The sequence below is a fragment of the Novosphingobium sp. 9U genome (assembly GCF_902506425.1).
GTDB lineage: Bacteria > Pseudomonadota > Alphaproteobacteria > Sphingomonadales > Sphingomonadaceae > Novosphingobium.
Genome location: NZ_LR732469.1, coordinates 1,712,939 through 1,730,555 on the forward strand (window position 1 = coordinate 1,712,939; position 17,617 = coordinate 1,730,555).

Annotated in this window: 18 protein-coding genes and 1 tRNA gene; 9 read left to right on the forward strand and 10 right to left on the reverse strand. The window is 66.1% G+C overall.

The genetic code is table 11. From position 1 onward, the window contains the following. Nucleotides 1-181: 181 nt before the first annotated feature. The 4 genes from GV044_RS07965 to cofE form a co-directional block, all read right to left on the reverse strand. Nucleotides 182-904 (reverse strand): RraA family protein, encoded by a 723-nt coding sequence (locus GV044_RS07965; RefSeq protein WP_159867851.1) that lies wholly within the window; start codon nucleotides 902-904, stop codon nucleotides 182-184. 124 nt (nucleotides 905-1,028) lie between these two features. Then, nucleotides 1,029-3,356 carry a 5-amino-6-(D-ribitylamino)uracil--L-tyrosine 4-hydroxyphenyl transferase CofH gene (gene cofH / locus GV044_RS07970; protein WP_159867856.1) on the reverse strand — a complete coding sequence of 776 codons (2,328 nt, stop codon included), beginning with the start codon at nucleotides 3,354-3,356 and terminating at the stop codon, nucleotides 1,029-1,031. Further along, nucleotides 3,343-4,308 (reverse strand): 2-phospho-L-lactate transferase, encoded by a 966-nt coding sequence (gene cofD / locus GV044_RS07975; protein WP_159867859.1) that lies wholly within the window; start codon nucleotides 4,306-4,308, stop codon nucleotides 3,343-3,345. The genes cofH and cofD overlap by 14 nt, the downstream gene beginning before the upstream one ends. Continuing rightward, a complete protein-coding gene (cofE, locus tag GV044_RS07980) occupies nucleotides 4,305-5,078 on the reverse strand; it encodes a coenzyme F420-0:L-glutamate ligase (protein ID WP_236554796.1) in 774 nt (257 codons plus the stop codon). The genes cofD and cofE overlap by 4 nt, the downstream gene beginning before the upstream one ends. 134 nt (nucleotides 5,079-5,212) lie before the next feature. Here cofE and npdG point away from each other — a divergent pair, with 134 nt between their 5' ends. The 5 genes from npdG to GV044_RS08005 all read left to right on the forward strand — a co-directional run bounded on the left by npdG (nucleotide 5,213) and on the right by GV044_RS08005 (nucleotide 9,661). After that, complete coding sequence (gene npdG, locus GV044_RS07985; RefSeq protein WP_159867862.1) at nucleotides 5,213-5,863, forward strand: NADPH-dependent F420 reductase; 651 nt, start codon at nucleotides 5,213-5,215, stop codon at nucleotides 5,861-5,863. Between the two features lie 41 nt (nucleotides 5,864-5,904). Further along, entirely contained in the window at nucleotides 5,905-6,495 is a 591-nt protein-coding gene (cofC, locus tag GV044_RS07990) for a 2-phospho-L-lactate guanylyltransferase (protein ID WP_236554798.1), read from the forward strand. Nucleotides 6,496-6,514: 19 nt separating this feature from the next. After that, nucleotides 6,515-7,372 (forward strand): SDR family NAD(P)-dependent oxidoreductase, encoded by an 858-nt coding sequence (locus tag GV044_RS07995; protein ID WP_159867865.1) that lies wholly within the window; start codon nucleotides 6,515-6,517, stop codon nucleotides 7,370-7,372. Between the two features lie 29 nt (nucleotides 7,373-7,401). After that, nucleotides 7,402-8,322 (forward strand): LLM class F420-dependent oxidoreductase, encoded by a 921-nt coding sequence (locus GV044_RS08000; protein ID WP_159867868.1) that lies wholly within the window; start codon nucleotides 7,402-7,404, stop codon nucleotides 8,320-8,322. An 82-nt stretch (nucleotides 8,323-8,404) separates the two neighbouring features. Next, complete coding sequence (locus GV044_RS08005; protein ID WP_159867871.1) at nucleotides 8,405-9,661, forward strand: MFS transporter; 1,257 nt, start codon at nucleotides 8,405-8,407, stop codon at nucleotides 9,659-9,661. Here the strand turns inward: GV044_RS08005 and thiE are convergent, their stop codons facing one another. After that, nucleotides 9,662-10,306: a thiamine phosphate synthase gene (thiE, locus tag GV044_RS08010; RefSeq protein WP_159867874.1), complete on the reverse strand. Its 645-nt coding sequence runs from the start codon at nucleotides 10,304-10,306 to the stop codon at nucleotides 9,662-9,664. It abuts the gene before it with no gap. A 77-nt stretch (nucleotides 10,307-10,383) separates the two neighbouring features. Between thiE and GV044_RS08015 the strand changes: the two genes are divergently transcribed. Continuing rightward, complete coding sequence (locus GV044_RS08015; protein WP_159867877.1) at nucleotides 10,384-10,788, forward strand: hypothetical protein; 405 nt, start codon at nucleotides 10,384-10,386, stop codon at nucleotides 10,786-10,788. A gap of 252 nt (nucleotides 10,789-11,040) precedes the next feature. Here GV044_RS08015 and tsf read toward each other — a convergent pair whose 3' ends face one another. Together tsf and rpsB are read right to left on the reverse strand one after the other, a co-directional pair. Continuing rightward, the gene (gene tsf / locus GV044_RS08020) at nucleotides 11,041-11,961 is read right to left on the reverse strand and encodes a translation elongation factor Ts (protein ID WP_159867880.1); all 921 of its coding nucleotides are present in this window, start codon (nucleotides 11,959-11,961) and stop codon (nucleotides 11,041-11,043) included. A 96-nt stretch (nucleotides 11,962-12,057) separates the two neighbouring features. Next, a complete protein-coding gene (rpsB, locus tag GV044_RS08025) occupies nucleotides 12,058-12,810 on the reverse strand; it encodes a 30S ribosomal protein S2 (protein ID WP_159867883.1) in 753 nt (250 codons plus the stop codon). 382 nt (nucleotides 12,811-13,192) lie between these two features. Between rpsB and GV044_RS08030 the strand changes: the two genes are divergently transcribed. After that, nucleotides 13,193-13,471, forward strand: a complete 279-nt coding sequence (locus GV044_RS08030) for a hypothetical protein (protein WP_159867886.1) — start codon at nucleotides 13,193-13,195, stop codon at nucleotides 13,469-13,471. A gap of 481 nt (nucleotides 13,472-13,952) precedes the next feature. Here GV044_RS08030 and GV044_RS08035 read toward each other — a convergent pair whose 3' ends face one another. The 3 genes from GV044_RS08035 to GV044_RS08045 form a co-directional block, all read right to left on the reverse strand. Next, the gene (locus GV044_RS08035) at nucleotides 13,953-14,780 is read right to left on the reverse strand and encodes a phosphatidylcholine/phosphatidylserine synthase (protein WP_159871086.1); all 828 of its coding nucleotides are present in this window, start codon (nucleotides 14,778-14,780) and stop codon (nucleotides 13,953-13,955) included. A 31-nt stretch (nucleotides 14,781-14,811) separates the two neighbouring features. Continuing rightward, a complete protein-coding gene (locus tag GV044_RS08040) occupies nucleotides 14,812-15,561 on the reverse strand; it encodes a phosphatidylserine decarboxylase (protein ID WP_159867889.1) in 750 nt (249 codons plus the stop codon). A gap of 96 nt (nucleotides 15,562-15,657) precedes the next feature. Further along, a tRNA-Tyr gene (locus GV044_RS08045) sits at nucleotides 15,658-15,743 on the reverse strand. A gap of 174 nt (nucleotides 15,744-15,917) precedes the next feature. Here GV044_RS08045 and rlmB point away from each other — a divergent pair. Continuing rightward, nucleotides 15,918-16,745: a 23S rRNA (guanosine(2251)-2'-O)-methyltransferase RlmB gene (gene rlmB, locus GV044_RS08050; RefSeq protein WP_159867892.1), complete on the forward strand. Its 828-nt coding sequence runs from the start codon at nucleotides 15,918-15,920 to the stop codon at nucleotides 16,743-16,745. A gap of 35 nt (nucleotides 16,746-16,780) precedes the next feature. Next, nucleotides 16,781-17,614 carry a hypothetical protein gene (locus GV044_RS08055; protein ID WP_236554799.1) on the forward strand — a complete coding sequence of 278 codons (834 nt, stop codon included), beginning with the start codon at nucleotides 16,781-16,783 and terminating at the stop codon, nucleotides 17,612-17,614. Nucleotides 17,615-17,617 lie beyond the last annotated feature (3 nt).

Consider the following 17,617-nt stretch of genomic DNA (forward strand, 5'->3'; position numbering starts at 1 on the left):
GCAGCGCCCCGCTGCCCCCATAAGTGTATAGTTTACAAAGGGGCAGAGGCGTCAAGGTCAATTTCCGATAGCGTGGGGCTGATGCTAACGGCTCATCGTAAATACGCTTTTTACTCTGTCGTGCGCCTCTGCATTGCACCCGGGTCGCGGGCCCTGGTCGATATGACGTGCCGTCGCTGCCTCACGCATCCTCCTGCCAGCTGCAGTCCTTGATCTCCACTCCCAAATCCGCGACCGTGTTGCGGAAACCGAAGATGTCGAACGGACGTTCGCCCGCGGCGATACGCGCGCGAATGGTAACTTCGGTCTGGGCGCGCTTCTCCGCACCTTCGACGGCGTGCTGCAAGAGTGCGCGCGGTACGACCAGCACACCATCGGTATCGGCGCATACAAGGTCGCCGGGCTCCACCAGCACGCCATCGACCGTCAGGGGGACGTTCACCGCCGCGGGACCGCGCTTTTCAGGATGTTCGACCGAGACCGCGGTCGACCAGATCGGAAACTCCAGTTCGCGGATCGCGTCGATGTCTCGCGCGGCGCCCTCGATCACTGCGCCCGCGAGCCCCTGCTTTTTCGCGAAGCCACAAGCAACGTCACCCCATAGTGCGCCCTGATGGCCCCCGCCGTTGGTGAGGACAAGCACGTCACCTGCCTGTGCCACCTCCAGCGCGCAGTGGATCGCCAGATTGTCGCCTGGATAGTTCCATGCGGTAATCGCCGGCCCGACCACGGTGCCCTGCCCATCCTGACGCGACTGCATGCGCGGGCTCATCAGGCACATGCGACCGGCAACTGCGCCAAGGCCTTCATGCAGGTCGGCAATGCCGAACTTGCGCGCGCGCTCGATCAGGCCGGCGTCGGACCGGGGGATCTGCTTGTAGACGACGGATTTGACGGGACGCATGGCACTCTCCGCGTGACTTGGACGATTTGTCGAGGCAGGACCCATCGCATCGCGCTGCCGCATGCGCAACGGCAATATATACATTGGCGAGATGAGTGGCGCGCGCCTCGATCGCGTTGACGCCTCAGGCGAGCTGGGGGACTGCCCTGCGCTCGGGATCTCCGTAGAGCGTTGTGCGCCGCTTCAGCGGTCGTCCTGCCGCAGCCGCAGCGGCGTGCAAGTCATCCACGCTGACGTCCTGGCCATGGCTGGCTCCAGCCGCACGGCTGATGCTCTCGTTCATCAGCACGCCGCCCAGGTCGTTGGCTCCAGCTGCCAGCACCGCCGCCGCACCTTCGACACCCAGCTTCACCCAGGAGCACTGGATCGAGGAGATCGAGCCATGCAGCGCCAGTCGCGCCACGGCGTGCATCATCACCGCCTCGCGCCAGGTCGGACCCTTGCGGCTCTGCCCCCGGCGGTAGAACGGTGCTTCCATGTGGACCAGCGGCAGCGGCACGAACTCGGTGAAACCACCCGTGCGGTCCTGCTGGCGACGTAGCTCGAGCAGGTGCCGTGCCCAGTGCTCGGGACGTTCGAGGTGGCCGAACATGATTGTCGACGTCGTCGGCAAGCCGACCTCGTGCGCAGCACCGACAACGTCGAGCCATTCCTGCGTCGTCACCTTGTCCGGGCAGATCTGAGCGCGAATGTCGTCGCACAGGATCTCCGCCGCGGTACCCGGAAGCGAGCCGAGGCCGGCATCCTTCAGCATGCGCAAGTAATCGGGCACCGTCATGCTCAGCGTGCGCGCACCCTGGCTCACCTCGAGCGGCGAGAAGGCATGGACGTGAAGGTCGGGACACTCGGCCTTCACCGCGCGCAGGATAGAAAGGTACGTCTCGCCCGTGTAGCGCGGGTGGATACCGCCCTGCAGGCAGACCTCGGTCGCGCCCCGCTCCACCGCTTCGCGCGCGCGGCCCGCGATCTCGGACAGATCGAGGTCATAGGGCTTGTCGCGAAATCCGCCCTTGCTGCTGGTCTTGGAGAACGCGCAGAACGAGCAGGCATGCGTGCAGATGTTGGTGTAATTGATGTTGCGGTTGATGACGTAAGTCACCGCCTCGCCGCTCACTTGCGCACGCAGGGCGTCCGCCGTCTCCACGACTGCCTGCGCCGCAGCGCCGCGGGTGGCGAACAGGGCAACGATCTGGTCTTCGGCCAGCCCCTCACCGGCCGCGGCGCGATCGAGGATGCGGTGCAGTTGGCTGGCGACAGGCCCCTCGTGATGCGCGCCCAGCGGTTGACGAGGCGTCCCCGGGGCCGACTCGGCAACTCCGGGGCTCCAGCGGCTGTCACGGCCCAGACCGTCACTGTCGGAGAGCTTGAGCACGGCCGGCCGCAGCGTCGGATCAATCCAGGAGCGGTCGTCGGTAGCGACGAACCGCGGGTAGACCGTCAGACGCTCGACCAGCGGCAGCCCGGCTCGCGCGCAGATGGCGGCTAGGCGATCCACCTCGGGCCACGGCGCTTCGGGGTTCACGTGGTCCTGCGTAACGGGCGAGATGCCGCCCCAATCGTCGATGCCGCAGTCGATCAGTTCGGACAGGCGCTCGTCGTTGAGGTTGGGCGGCGCCTGCACGGACACCTCGTCGGGCAGGACGATGCGCGCCGCGGCGATCACCCGCAGGAAATCAGCCTCCGTCGCCTCCGGCGCTTCGGCCATCTTCGTACCCGGCTTGGGGCAGAAGTTCTGGACGATCACTTCCTGCAAGTGGCCGTGTTCGGCCTGCAGATCGCGCAGCGCGAGCAAGGCTTCGATACGCTCCGCCGCGGTCTCGCCGATGCCGATCAGGATGCCGCTGGTCACAGGCACGAGAGCCCGTCCGGCTGCCGCCAGTGATGCGAGGCGAACGGCCGGCACCTTGTCCGGCGAGCCGTGGTGGCAGGCGCCCTTCTCCAGCAGGCGCTCCGACGTGCTCTCCAGCATCAGCCCGCCAGAGGCCATGACCGGCCGCAGCATGCGCCAGTCCTCCTCGTCGAGCACTCCGGCATTGATATGCGGGAGAAGCCCCGTCTCCTTCAGTACGAGGCCGGCGCAATGGCGCACATAGTCGATCGTGCGCTCGAACCCATGTTCGGCCAGCCACTCGCGGGCGACCGCGTAGCGGCGCTCGGGCGCATCGCCGAGGGTGAACAGCGCCTCCTTGCACCCGGCGGCGGCACCCTCGCGCGCGATCTCCAGCACTTGCTCGGGCGTCAGGTAGGGTGCTTTCACGCGCGAGGGCGTAGTCGCGAAAGTGCAGTAGTGGCACACATCGGCGCACAGGCGGGTGAGCGGGATGAAGACCTTGCGCGAGTAGGTCATCCGCGCTGGCCGAGACGCATCGCGACGCGCGCGAGCCTCGGCCTGGAGCTCGGCCAGGGGAGCAAAAAGCAGTCGGTCCGTCAGTGCACGGTCAGCGGGTGCCATGGTCTTCCAGTTCGATGCGGGCAGCTGACAGTGCTACGCGCGCAAGCCTTTCCCGATCACCGGCATCGCACATGACTGTTCCGGTAATGGTGACCGAAACCCCGAGCCCGCGCAACCCCTCTGCATCGCCCACATCCGCCTCGTCGATGATCAGGTGATCGGCCAAGCCACGGTAATGGCTGGCAATCGCCAGGTTGTTCGCCTCGGCGTTGAGTTCGTCCAGGAGCTTGCCGAGCGGGCCTTTCAAGGCCTTGCCTCCGACGAGTGGCGAGACAACCACCAGCGGCACCGAACGGTTCTGCAGCGCCGTACGCACGCCATCGACCGCGAGGATGGGGTCTACGCTGAGGTAGGGATTCGAGGGACACACGATCACCGCGGCAAGGTCCGGTCGTGCCAACGCTGCCGTCAAACCGGGCGAGGGCCGCGCGCCGGGCACGCCTTGGAAGCGGATCGCACGCGCAACCGGCCGGCATTGCTCGCGCACGAAGTAGTGTTGGAAGTCGAGCGTACCTTGCGCCGTAACGATCTGCGTACGCACCGGATCGTCGCTCATCGGCACGATCGCGTGTGCGATTCCCAAATTGCGGGTCAAGCGCGCAGTGACCTCGGACAGGGTCTCGCCCGCGCGCAGCCGCCATGAGCGCGCCAGATGCATGCCCAAGTCGCGGTCACCCAGATTGAACCAGTCCTCTTCACCAAGCCCGCGCAGCATCGCCATCGCCTGCCAAGTCTCGCCGACCACGCCCCAGCCCCGATCGGTGTCATTGAGCCCGGCCATCGCGTAGGTCACCGAGTCGATGTCGGGGCAGATCGTCAGCCCCAGATGCTCGAAGTCGTCGCCGGTGTTGACGGCGATGGTGAGGTCCTCAGGCGCGAGCACCGCCGCCAGCCCAGCCGCCAGCTTCGCCCCGCCGACGCCGCCAGAGAGCGCGAGAACGTGTCCGCTCACCGGAACATGTCCTGCGCGATCGGGCGCAGGCCGCTGGCGGCTCCAGGGCCATCGTCGTCGCGGACCCATGCACCCACGCCGCGCACCAGCGCTGCCGGAGTGCCCTCGTCGCTCTCGCCCATGGCCAGCGATGCGAGTGCGGCGACCGAGTCCGCGACGGCGATCTGCGTCGCCTGCAGCGTGCGGCCAAACAAGTCGACGCCGGTGCCTCGCTTGTCGTCGACCACGGTCAGGCCCGCGCAGCCGATCGCGGTGCCGACAGTGCCGACGCGCCAGGCGCGCCCCATACTGTCGGCGATCACTACTGCGGGGTTGAGGCCGGTCAGCGCCACGATGTCGGCCCGAATCGCGCGCGCGGACGCATCCGGGTCGCGCGGCCAGAGCAGGACGGTGCCGCTCTCCCCGCCCTCGACGTTCGACGCGTCGATCCCCGCGTTGGCCAGCACGTGCCCGGTGCGATGGCGTGCGATGATGGCGGCAGGCGTGGTGCGCAGCAGCTCCTCGCTTTCGTCCAGGATGAGTTGCACCATCTGCGGCTCGCGCGCGGTCTCGACCGCGATGCGGTGCGCCTCGTCACCCGGTGTCACCGACGAGAGGTCGATTGTTCTGCCCTCAGCCTTGGAGACGATCTTCTGTGCGACGACGATGACGTCGTCCCCGCCCAGCACTTCGCCTGCGCGATCAATCGCCGCGCAGATCTCACGCGCCAGCGCCATACCGGTCTCGAAAAGCGGCATACCATGCAGCGGGATAGCCCGGATCGCGGTCACCGGGCGTGCTCTGGCGAGGATGCTGGCACTTGCATCGATGCTCCCAAACGTGGACTTTTCGTTGGCATCGCCAAGCCGCTATCGGCAATGCCCATGGCCACGCAACAGGCAATTCGACGGGAGACGGACGAGACATGGCATCCATCGCGGTGATCGGAGGGACTGGCGCACTCGGCAAGGGTATCGCCCGCAGGCTCGTCAAGGCAGGCCACGAAGTAACGATCGGGTCGCGCTCTGCCGAAAAGGCGCAAGGCACCGCTGAGGAGCTCGGGGCTGCGGGCTATGCGGCAAACGCCGACGCCGCAGGGGGCAAGGATATCGTCATCGTCACCGTCCCTCACGCCTCACAGGGAGACACCCTGGTGCAGATAAAGGACAAGGTCGGCAACGCCATCGTCGTCGACACCACCGTGCCGTTGGTGCCGCCCAAGGTCATGCGCGTGCAGCTGCCGGCCGAAGGCAGCGCGGCGTTGCAAGCGCAGGCGCACCTCGGGCCCGACGTGCGGCTGGTCACAGCGTTCCACAACGTCTCGGCTCACCACCTCGACAGCGATCACGCGATCGAGTGCGACGTGCTGGTGTTCTCCGACGACATCGAAGCGCGCAAGACGATCGTCGACTTGTGCCCGGGCATGGGCCTCCGTGGCCTCGCCGGCGGCGCACTGGCGAACTCGGCCGCAGCCGAGGCGCTGACCTCGATCCTGATCTACATGAACAAGACCTACAAGGCCGACGGCGCGGGCATCCGCTTCACCAACCTGACGGACGCCCCGGCGATCCCGTGAACGGCGGCACGCCTCCCCGCTTGCCGCCGGTGTGCTGGGTGGTGATCCCAGTCAAAGCGCCTGGCGAGGGCAAGACGCGCCTTGCCGAAGTGCTGGATGGACGTCAGCGGCAGGCGCTCGTATCCGCCATGCTGGAGCGGGTCATCGACGCTGCAAGAGGGTGCAAGGCGGTGAGACGGGTGTGCCTGGTGGGGCCGTCGGACCACGGGCTGGGTATCACGCTGCTGGACGAGCATGGAGATGGCCTCAACCAAGTCCTTTTTTCGACAGTCCGGCAGCTGAGCGAAGGAATAGCATCGTCCTGGGAGGCGGAACCCAACCGCATCATCATCGCCCCGGCCGACCTGCCCCGGATCGACGCGAACGACTTCGACATGCTTGCCGGCGTCCCTGGCGATGCGATCGGCATTGCCCCTGACCGCCATGGCACCGGCACCAACGCGCTATCTTTGCCGTCGGCTTGCACCGACCAGTTCACTTTCGCCTACGGCACTGCCAGCTTTGCCGCACACCGCGCCGAAGCGGAGCGACTCGGATACAAGATCGAGGTGCTCCTCAGCGCCGGGCTGGAGAAAGATATAGACGAACCTGCCGATTTGGCGGATGCAACAGGCTGCATGCAGGAAGCGTAGCCAAGCGCCGAGGGAGAGAATGGATACAAACGACATCAGCCTGACCGGCTCGGCCGCCTTCGTTACGGGCGGTGGCGGAGGCATCGGCCGGGCCTCGGCGCTGTGCCTTGCCGACATGGGTGCCGATGTTGCGGTGGTCGACGTCATCCCCGAGCGTTGCGAGCAGATGGTGGCCGAGATCGAGCGACGCGGTGGCAAGGCGCTGGGCCTGCCGGTCAACGTCATGGAAGTCGGCCCTCTCCAGGATGCGGTCAAGCGCGCTGCGGACACCTTCGGGCGCATGGACGTGCTGGTGAACAATGCCGGCGGCGTCACTCGCCGCCCATTCCTCGACTTGCAGGAGAAGAACTGGCGCCGCCACATTGACCTCAATCTGATCAGCAACCTGGCCGCCACGCAAGCGGCCGTGCCGGTGATGATCGAAGGCGGGCGCGGCGGTTCGGTGATCAACGTCAGCAGCATCGAGGGATCGCGCGCGGCGCCAGGCTATGCCGTCTACGCGGCGTGCAAGGCTGGCATCAACAACCTCACTCGCACGCTGGCGCTTGAGTTCGCCGAGCAAGGCGTGCGCGTGAACACGATCGCGCCCGACTATACCCGCACCTCGGGCACGAACGGCCAGTTCACCGGCCCCATCGACGAGAGCCAATGGCCCCCGCTCAGCGATGCCGCGCTCGACTCGATCCGCCGCCGTATCCCCCTCGGTCGCGCCGGGCTGGAGGAGGAGTGCGGCAAGGTCGTCGTGTTCCTCGCCTCGCCGCTTGCCAGCTACGTGACCGGCACGATCATTCCGGTCGACGGCGGCTCCTGGGCATCGAGCGGCTGGGTGCGCAACGCCAACGAAGACTGGGTCCTGCCGCCGGAAATCGCGCGCTGAACCTCACGCCATCATCAGGACGCAAAGACATGACCTTCACCTTGAGCACCACCCTCCCCTTCGACCACATCCAGCATCCGGACGAATTCGTCTCGATGGATGCCGTGCACCAATGCGCCAAGGCGATCGAGCAGGCAGGCTTTTATGCCGGCACCGTAACCGACCACCCGGTGCCGAGCGCCCGCTGGCTCGACAGCGGCGGCCACTATGCGCAGGACCCCTTCGTCATGCTCTCGATGGTGGGTGCGGTCACCACCACGCTGCGGCTGCAGACCAACATCCTGGTGCTGCCCTATCGCAACCCGTTCATCACCGCGCGCATGGTCTCCTCGCTCGATCGGTTCACCAACGGGCGGGTGATCCTGGGTCTGGGCGCCGGTTACCTCAAGGCCGAATACAAAGCGCTGGGTGTCGAGTTCGACAACCGCAACGACCTGATGGACGAGTACATGAAGGCCATGAAGCTGGCCTGGACCGGCGAGGATTTCGAGTTCGAAGGCACCGGCTACAAGGCGCTCGGCAACCGCATGCTGCCGACCCCGGTGCAGACGCCGCACCCGCCGCTGCTGGTCGGCGGCAACTCGAAGCGCGCGCTGCGCCGTGCGGTGGAACTGGGCGATGCCTGGCACCCGTTCTTCGTGCCCAAGCAGGTGACCGACACCGCGCGTACCGCGAACCTGTCCGAGGACCAGGACATCCTCGACGCCATCGCCTACATGGCTGAGCACGCGCAGAAGATCGGTCGCGAGACGCCGCCAAAGGTCATCGCCTCCTCCACCTTCTCGCTGCAGGGCAACTGGAGCGCGCAGGAGGCGATCGACCACTACGCGCACCTGAAGTCCATGGGCGTCGATGGCTCGGGCGCCAGCATCTACACCGATAGCCGCACCGAATATTGCGAACAGGCGCTGAAGTTCGGTGAGGACGTGATCGCCAAGATCGACTTCTAACTCGACATGTGTCTACCCTAAAGCGCCACTCTCCTGAACCTCAGGAGAGGATAGAAAATCGGCGCGACGGAAGAGGTTCGGCATGGAAGAAGCGCTGACGGCTCGCGCCGAATGGAGACGATCGTGGCCGACCGTGCTGGCGGCCATGATCGGGATGTCGTTCTATTCGGTCATCACCTACTCGCTGGGCACGTTCATCGGCCCGCTGGAGCGCGAGTTCGGCTGGAGCCGCACCGCGCTCTCCTCCGGGCTGACGATCTTCGCCGGCATCTCCATGCTGGGTGGACCGTTCGTGGGCGTGCTGCTCGATCGCGTCGGCACCCGCAAGATAGCAATCGCCGGCTTGGCCATCTGCGGCTGCATCTTCGCTGCCTTCAGCACGCTCAACGGTGCGCTCTGGCAGTGGATCGCTCTTTATGTGAGCTATGGCCTGTTCGCGCTGCTGTTCAAGTCGACCGTATGGAGCGCGGGCATCTCCAGCGTGTTCACCCATGGCCGCAGCCTCGCGCTCGCAGTCATGCTGAGCGGCGCGGCGATCGGGCAGACGTTCGCACCGATCGCCGCGAATGCGCTGATCAATGCGTTCGGCTGGCGCGTCGCCTACATCGCCATCGGCCTTGGCTGGGCAGGCGTGTCGCTGCTGCTGGTCGTTCCGCTCTACTTCGACGCCAAGGCGCGGGTGGCGCGCACCGCGGTTCCCAACAGCCCGCTCCCTGACAAGATCATCCTTCCCGGCCTGACGGTCCGCGAGGCGAGCCGCGACAGCCGTGTCATCCGCATCGGCTTGGCGGCGCTGCTCTCCTCGGTCGTGGGGTCGGGCGTGACCGTCCACCTCGTCCGGATCGTCTCGGAAACCGGCATCCCGATGAACCGAGCGGTCGAAATCGCCGCGCTTGCGGGCGTCGCCGGGCTGGTCGGCAAGCTGGCGGTCGGCTGGCTGCTCGACAAGGTCCAGGGCAGCCTGCTGCCGTTCTCCGGCTTCGCCATCGGAGCGCTCGGCCACTTCCTTCTCATCGGCTTGTTCGGAGGAACGACTCCCAAGATCGTCGGCGTTATGTGCGTCGGCTTCGCGAGCGGCGCAGGGCTCCAGATCTCCACCTACCTCGCCAGCCGCTATGCCGGCATGCGCAACTTCGGCGCGATCTTCGGGACGATCAGCTCGGCGATGATGGCAGGCGCCGCTTTCGGGCCACTGTTTGCCGGTATGATCCACGACGCGACCGGCAGCTACGACATGCTGGAATCGATCGCCGCCCCCGTGATGCTCCTCGCCGCCTTCATGTTCGTCGGTCTGGGCTCCTACCCCGTGTTCCGGAACCCCGAGGACGAGTTCGCCTGATCAGGCGCGAGCCGCCGCGATCGCCTCATGGAAGGCCCGAACCGCGGCGGCTTCGTCTCCGTTCCAGACGGCGCCGCTGACGGCTAGGAAGTCTGCCCCGGCCCTCACTAGCGGTGCGCAGTTGGCGGGCGTGATGCCGCCAATCGCCACGCATGGCAGCTCGAACACGGCTTGCCACCACTCGAGCAGGTCCAGGCCGGCGGTGTGCTTCACCTCCTTGGTCGTAGTCGGGTAGAAGGCGCCGAATGCGACGTAGTCCGCGCCGAGTTCGCCAGCTTCCATCGCCATGTGGCGGCTGTCGTGGCACGTCACCCCGATCTGGGCATCGCGGCCGAGTTCCTGGCGCGCCTCGGTCGGGTCGCCGTCATCCTGGCCCAGGTGCACGCCATCGGCGCCCAGGCGCTTAGCAAGGCCGATCGAGTCATTGACGATGAAGGTCACGTCTCGCGCCTCACAGATCGCCTGCAGCGGCTCTGCTAGGCGCGCAGCCTCATGCTGGTCGACGTTCTTGACCCGGAACTGGAACGCGGTGACTGGCCCGGCGTCGAGCGCCCGGGCGAGTCGATCGGGAAACTGACCGCCGACATCCAGCGGCGATATCAGGTAGAGGTGGCACTCGGGTGGTGGATCGTCTTTGTCGAACATCACCGCGCTCTAGCTGTAGTGTTCGGGCCCGCCAAGCGTTCCGCATGCATTCAGCCGGCAGCCTGGATCTAGGATCAATGAGAACGATCCTCCTTGCCGCCTTGGCGATGGCTCTCACCGGCTGCACCGCCACCGCGCCGCCACCCACCTCCGTCGAGCAAGCGGACGGACTGGCCCGCGCCGCCCTCGGGCAGACGGTCGGCGTCGGCGGGCCCAAGGTCACGCCGCTTGGGGTGCTGGAAGACAGCCGCTGTCCCATGAACGCGCGCTGCGTCTGGGCCGGGCGCGTACGCCTCAGTGTCCGCGTCGATCTGGGCCGCGGCAGCCAGGTGCTGGAACTGACACAAGGACAGCCGAGGCCCGTGGCGGACGGCACGCTTGAACTGGTGGAAGTGCAACCCGACCGCGTCGCAGGCGAAAAAGGCCTGACGATCGCGCCGGCCGACTACCGCTTCGCGTTCCGCTTCATGGGCGGACTGTAAGAGTGCGCGGATCACTCCCCTCCCCGCCGGGGAGAGGTTAGCGAAGCTTGGCCCGCAAGGGCCTAGCGCAGCTTGGAGAGGGCTGCGTGCGCGTTCTGCCCTCTCCAACTCCAGCTAAGTCGCTTCGCTCCTAAGCCTGCGTATCCTCTGCCCGGCGGAGAGAGGATCATCTTCCCCGTCACCCCGACGCAAAACGGGCCGGAAGCTCGCGCTTCCGACCCGCTTGTGACTTTCGCGACAGAGGACCGAAGATCAGCCCTGCAGCGCCGCAACCTCGGCTGCGAAGTCGCTGACCTGCTTTTCGATGCCCTCACCCAGCTGGAAGCGCACGAAGTCCTTGAGGACGATCTTGGTGCCGGCTTCCTTGCCAGCCTGGTCGACGACCTGCTGGATCGGCGTCTTGTTGTCGATCACGAACAGCTGGCTGAGGAGAGCGTTCTCCTTGGCGTACTTGGCGATCGCACCGTCGACCATCTTGGCCTGGACCGCCTCGGGCTTGCCGCTCTCGGCAGCCTTCTCGGCCGCGACCTTGCGCTCGCGCTCGATCAGGTCGGCGTCGAGATCGTCGGCGTTCAGCGCCAGCGGGAAGGCCGCGGCGATGTGCATGGCGATCTGCTTGCCCAGCGCCTCGAGCACTTCGGCCGAAGCTTCGGACTCGAGCGCCACAAGCACGCCGATCTTGCCGAGGTTCGGCGCGGCGGCGTTGTGCATGTAAGGCACGATCAGACCCTGCGAGACTTTGACCGTCTTGATGCGGCGGATCTGCTGGTTTTCACCGATGGTGGCGACGTTGTTGGTCAGCGCATCGCCGACGGTGCCGCCGGTCGGGTAGGCCGCGGCCTTGAGCGCCTCGACGTCGTCGCCCGAAACCTCGAGCGCGGCCTGGGTGGCGTTGCGCACGAAATCCTGGAACTGCTCGTTCTTGGCCACGAAGTCGGTCTCGGAGTTCACCTCGACGGCGACGCCCTTGGTGCCGGTCACGGCCACGCCGACCAGGCCCTCGGCCGCGGTGCGGCTGGACTTCTTGGCGGCGGCGGCCAGGCCCTTGGAGCGCAGCGCGTCGACGGCTGCCTCGAAGTCGCCGTCCGTCTCGGTCAGCGCCTTCTTGCAGTCCATCATGCCGGCGCCGGTGCGCTCGCGCAGGTTCTTCACGTCAGCGGCGGTGTAAGCCATCGCTCAAATTCCTCTTGCTTGAATGGACAGACGCGCCGGACCCATTGGGCCCGGCGCGCGACATTTCGATGACGAAAGTGCCGTGGAACGTCGGGCTCAGGCCTCGACGGTTTCCTCGACCGGAACGTCCAGGGCGCCGATGTCGATCCCTGAGTCCACCACGCCTTCGCGGTGACCCTTGGTCGCGGCCTGGGCCACGGCGTCGCAGTACAGGCGCACGGCGCGGCTGGCGTCGTCGTTCGCCGGGATCGGGAACGCGATGCCCTGCGGGTTCACGTTGGTGTCGAGGATCGCCACGACGGGAATGCCGAGCACGTTGGCTTCCTTGATCGCCAGATCTTCCTTGTTGGCGTCGATCACGAACATCACGTCCGGGATGCCGCCCATGTCGCGAATGCCGCCGAGCGAAAGCTCCAGCTTGTCGCGCTCACGGGTGAGCTGAAGGATTTCCTTCTTGGTCAGGCCGTGGGTATCGCCCGAGAGCTGCTCTTCCAGGCTCTTAAGGCGCTTGATCGAGCCCGAGATCGTCTTCCAGTTGGTGAGCATGCCGCCCAGCCAGCGGTGGTTGACGAAGTGCTGGCCGCAGGCGCGAGCCGCCTGAGCGATAGGCTCTTGCGCCTGACGCTTGGTGCCAACGAACAGCACCTTGCCGCCGGCCTGAACCGTCGACTGGATGAAGTCGAGCGCGCGCGCAAACAGCGGCACGGTCTGCGACAGGTCGATGATGTGGATGCCGTTGCGGGCGCCGAAGATGTACGGCTTCATCCGCGGGTTCCAGCGATGGGTCTGGTGGCCGAAGTGCGAGCCGGCCTCGATCAATTGCTGCATGGTGACGACAGGAGCCGCCATAGATAATTCCTTTCCGGTTGAAGGTCTTCACCTGAAGACCTGCCTCTGGGACGCTGGAACCGTGCGGAGACCCCGCTGCGGCACCGGTATGTGGTGCGTCCCATGTGGATTCGCCGTTGCCCTTGCCACCCGTGAATCGGGAGGAAACGCTGCGGCGCGCTGCCTCTACAGCCTTCACTCGGCGAAATCTACCGGCATTTCACCGCACGCCGCCTTCAACTCGCCTCAAAGTGGATGATTATCGCGCAGGTACAGGAACTTATCATGGTTAATCCGTATTTGGTGAATATCTGACGACGATCAGGCCGCGACACGAAGACCATCGCGGAGGGTCGACAGGTCGGATGAAGTTGCAGGCGCAAGCCCTGCCCGGAGACGCCGTATGAGCATCGTTGCACCCGTCCTGTTCGCCTTTGTCGGTCTGCTCTCGCTGCTGGTGATCTGGCGCAGCGTTGCTTCGAACCTCGACGCGGTTCTCGAACTCAAGCGTCGGGTCGCGATGCCAGCCTATGGTAGCGAGATCGTGGTGAACTTCCGCGAGCCCGCACTGGATCTCGATGCCGTGTCGAGCGTGCGTCGCCCTCGCCAGTCGCGGCATGCCCTAGCCAAGCCGATCACGCACCGTCTGCACCAGTTCATCAAGCCGCGCTCGGCGGCTTGATGGGCGAAAGCTACTCAAGCTTATGCAAGAGCCTCGCCCTCAATGAGGGCGAAGCTTCATTCAATCCTCTGCCCATGACGGATGTGAGCGAACCGGCTCCCCATCTTGGACGGTCGGGATCAGGTGATCTTGCCACCCCGAAGAAGCCGACAATCACGAATCGGTTGACGGTACGAACAAAACGTGAACATTGTCTCCTCAGAACATTGATAGAACGAATTTGGCTCATCCACAAGCTATCCACAGCTTGTCAGAGGCACGAGCCACAACCGTCGAGGAGACAATGCCATGCTGACCAGTGCGTGCGTCGTTCTTTTCGCGCTCGGCGCGATCACAGCTCTTGCCACTATCATAGTCACACTGCGTGACTATGCGCCGGACGTGGCATGCCTACGGGTACGCCGGCGGGTTGGCGCGCAGCCCCTGCTGGTGAATTGGCAGATCACGGGAATGCCGGCTGCTTCAGCGCCGGCATTGGCGATCAGGGTGTCAGCCCTACGGGCGGATTTTGGAGGACGCCTTCCGGAGCTTGGCTCGCTGAGGCACGCCGCCTGATCCGCAGATAACGCGCAACGCCAAGCGGGATGAGCGCGAGGTAGGCTAGCGTGATCCCTGCCAGGGTCAGCCAAGGCTCCGTGAGCAGCGCTGCCATCAGGATGCCGATCAGAGCCAGCAAGCCGATACGCAAATGGTTGGGCGGACGCACGCGTGACCAGCTGAACGTCGGCATGTTGGAGATCAGCAAGAAGGCGACAAGCAGCATCCAGATCCCGACACCGACCGGATTGGCGAACTCCTCGCGGCCGCTCGCCAGCCAGATGTAGATCGGCAGGAACGCGAGCCCCGCCCCAACCGGAGCAGGTACCCCGGTGAGAAATCCTGCCTGCTTGTGCGGCTGGTCCAGGGTGTCGAGCCGGGAATTGAAGCGCGCCAGCCGCAGCACGCAGCAGATCGCAAAGGCGAGCGCGGCGATCCAACCGAAGCTGGGCAACTCGCGCAAGGACCACAAATAGACGATCAGCGCCGGCGCCACGCCGAACGAGATAGAATCCGCCAGGCTGTCGAGCTCTGCGCCGAAGCGCGACTGCGCCTTCAGCAGGCGTGCAGCGCGCCCGTCAATCCCGTCGAGTAGTCCGGCCAGGATCACTGCCTGAACCGATTTCTCGAAATCCCCGGCGATGGCGAAGCGAATGCCAGTCAGCCCCGAGCACAGCGCGGCGGCCGTGATTGCATTGGGGACCAAAGCGCGCAAGCTGAGGCTGCGAGCCAGGCGCCGGTCCGCGCGTGCGTCGTCCACGTCGATCGTCATCGAACGTCCGGGCGGATCGACGTGGCTGCGATCACTGGGCAATGCCTTCGATCACGCGCGCATCACCGACTTCGGCCAGCACAGTCTCGCCGGCGATGACCTTCTGGCCCAGCAGCACGCGCGGCTCGGTGCCAGCCGGCAGGTAGACGTCGACGCGGCTGCCGAAGCGGATCAGTCCTACGCGCTGGCCGCCCGCGATCATGTCGCCGGGCTTGATGAAGGGCACGATGCGACGCGCGACCAGGCCGGCGATCTGCGTGAAGCACAAGGTCAGACCGTCGCCACGCTCGATCATGACGTGCTGGCGCTCGTTCTCCTCACTCGCCTTGTCGAGGTCGGCGTTCACGAACTTGCCCGGGATGTAGACCACCCGGCGCACGGTGCCGCCGATCGGCGCGCGATTGATGTGGACATCGAACACGCTCATGAAGATGGAGACGCGCGTCACCGGCTCGGCGCTGAGCGGACGCGTGCCGCTGCCATCGTCCATCGTCAGTTCGCGTGGCGGTGGCACCTTGCCGATCAGCGTGATCAGGCCATCGGCTGGCGAGACGATGCTGCGATCGTCCTGCGGCACCACGCGCTGCGGATCGCGGAAGAAGGCGAGCACACAGACTGTCAGGATCGCGAGGGGCCAGGCCAGCCAGGACCAGCCCAGGATAATCGTGAGCAGGCAGAGCGCCGCCACGATCGCGCCGAACTTGCGGCCTTCGGGATGGATCGGCGGCCAGCGCCATGACGCTTCGCCGCGTCCCTGATTGTCTAGAATTTCGCCGGGCATTCGATCCATCTAAGCTCTGCGCCCTCCCACGGCAATGACGCGAGGATAAATGCCTGGGATGCTGGGTTGTTTCTGCTGGTCGCGGAAAGGAAGGGGTGGTGGACAGGGCTGGATTCGAACCAGCGTACGCTTGCACGGGCAGATTTACAGTCTGCTGCCTTTAACCACTCGGCCACCTGTCCACACCGTTTCCGCGGTTGGCGGGAGACCCGCCGTACGGTGCCCGAAGGCTCCGCGTCGCCGAGAGGTGGCGCCAATGCCGAAGCGAGCCTTGCCTGTCAATGGGGTGACTGGCAGGGAGCGCCGCAATCGAGTGATTGGCGCGAAGATCGGCGCCGGGTTGGAAGGACGATGACATGGCTAAGGGCGGCGGCTCCAGGGGAGCAGGAGGGGAAGCGGGCAGCTCGGCTGGCGGCAGGGCCCTGCGCGGTCGCGCGGGCCGGATGAAGAACGGCCGCGGCTCTGGCCGCGCCTCGTCCGGCGCGGTTCGCCTCTGGGGGCGCCACGCCGTGGAGGCCGCCCTGCTCAACCCCGACCGCGTGCACCGCAAGCTCTGGGCCACGCGCGAGGGTGTCGAGTCGCTGAACGGTGACCTTCCGCCCGACTTTCCCGTCGAGTGGGCGCAGGCGGCCGACCTCGCCCGGCTGGTTGCACGCGACGCGCCGCACCAGGGATTGGTGCTGGAATGCGAGCCCCTGGAGGACGTGTTCCTGTCGGACGTGCTCGAAGGCGAGGCGCAGCGCGCGATCCTGGTGCTCGATCAGGTTACCGACCCGCATAACGTCGGCGCCCTGATGCGAACCGCTGCGGCGTTCGATGCGGTCGCGGTGGTCACGCAGGATCGCCACGCTCCGCCCGAATCGGGCACGCTCGCCAAGTCGGCCTCCGGCGCGCTGGAGATCGTGCCCTGGGTGCGCGTGGTGAACCTCGCCCGGGCACTGGAGGAGATCGCCGAGGCGGGCTACTGGCGTATCGGCCTTGCCGGCGAGGCGGAGACGACCCTGGCCGAAGCGCTGCCCGCCGGGCCGGTCGCGCTGGTGCTCGGCGCAGAGGGCGAAGGCATGCGCCACAACATCACCCAGCACTGCGATGCGCTGGCCCGGCTGCCGATCCACGAGTCGATGGAGAGCCTGAACGTCAGCAATGCCGGCGCGATTGCGCTCTACGCCGTGGCGACGCGATAGTGTAATCAGGCCGGCGGGGGACTGAGGGGATGATGATGGGCTTGGATCGACGCCGGCTGAGAGCCGCAGTGGTCGCCACGGTGGGTTCGCTCTTGCTCGCGGCCTGCCTGCTGATCCCCGGCAAGTTCACCGCCGACCTCGATGTGCGGCGCAACGGCACCTTCTCGTTCCGGTACGCTGGCGGCATCACCCTCCTCTCCTTGGCCATGACCGGCACAAAGGCGACCTTCGTGCCTGAAGCTTGCAAGGACGACGACGGCGAGACCGAACGCGCCTGCACGAGCGAGGAGCTAGCCAAGCAGAAGTCGGATTTTGAGGCGCAGCAGGTGGCGAAGGCAAAGGAAGACGCCCAGGCCGCGCAGCTGTTCTTCGGCGGGATCGACCCGAACGATCCGCGCGCGGCAGAGGAGATCGCCGAGCGTCTGCGGCGGCAGAAGGGCTGGAAGCGCGTCGACTACACGGGCAATGGCCTCTTCGACGTGGAGTTCGTGATGAACGGCCGCCTCGACCGCGATTTCGTCTTTCCGACCATCGAGCGCTTTCCAGTGGCGAACGCCTTCGTCCAGATCGTGGCGCGGCAGGACGGCACGGTGCGGATCGATGCGCCGGGCTTCGTCTCGTCTGCGAGCGGGGGAGCCGCGGCGAGCATGATGCAGGGCACTTTCCTGAAGGGTGCGGACGCGACTTCGGATGCTCCGGCGATCACGCCCGTGGACGGCACGCTGACGATCCGCACCGATGCGCCGATCCTCGCCAACAACACCGACGAAGGTCCTCGTAAGGGGTTGGGAGGCGGACAGGAACTCGCCTGGACGATCAACGCGCGCACGGCGGCAGCGCCGATGGCGCTGATCCGGCTCCAGCCTTGATGG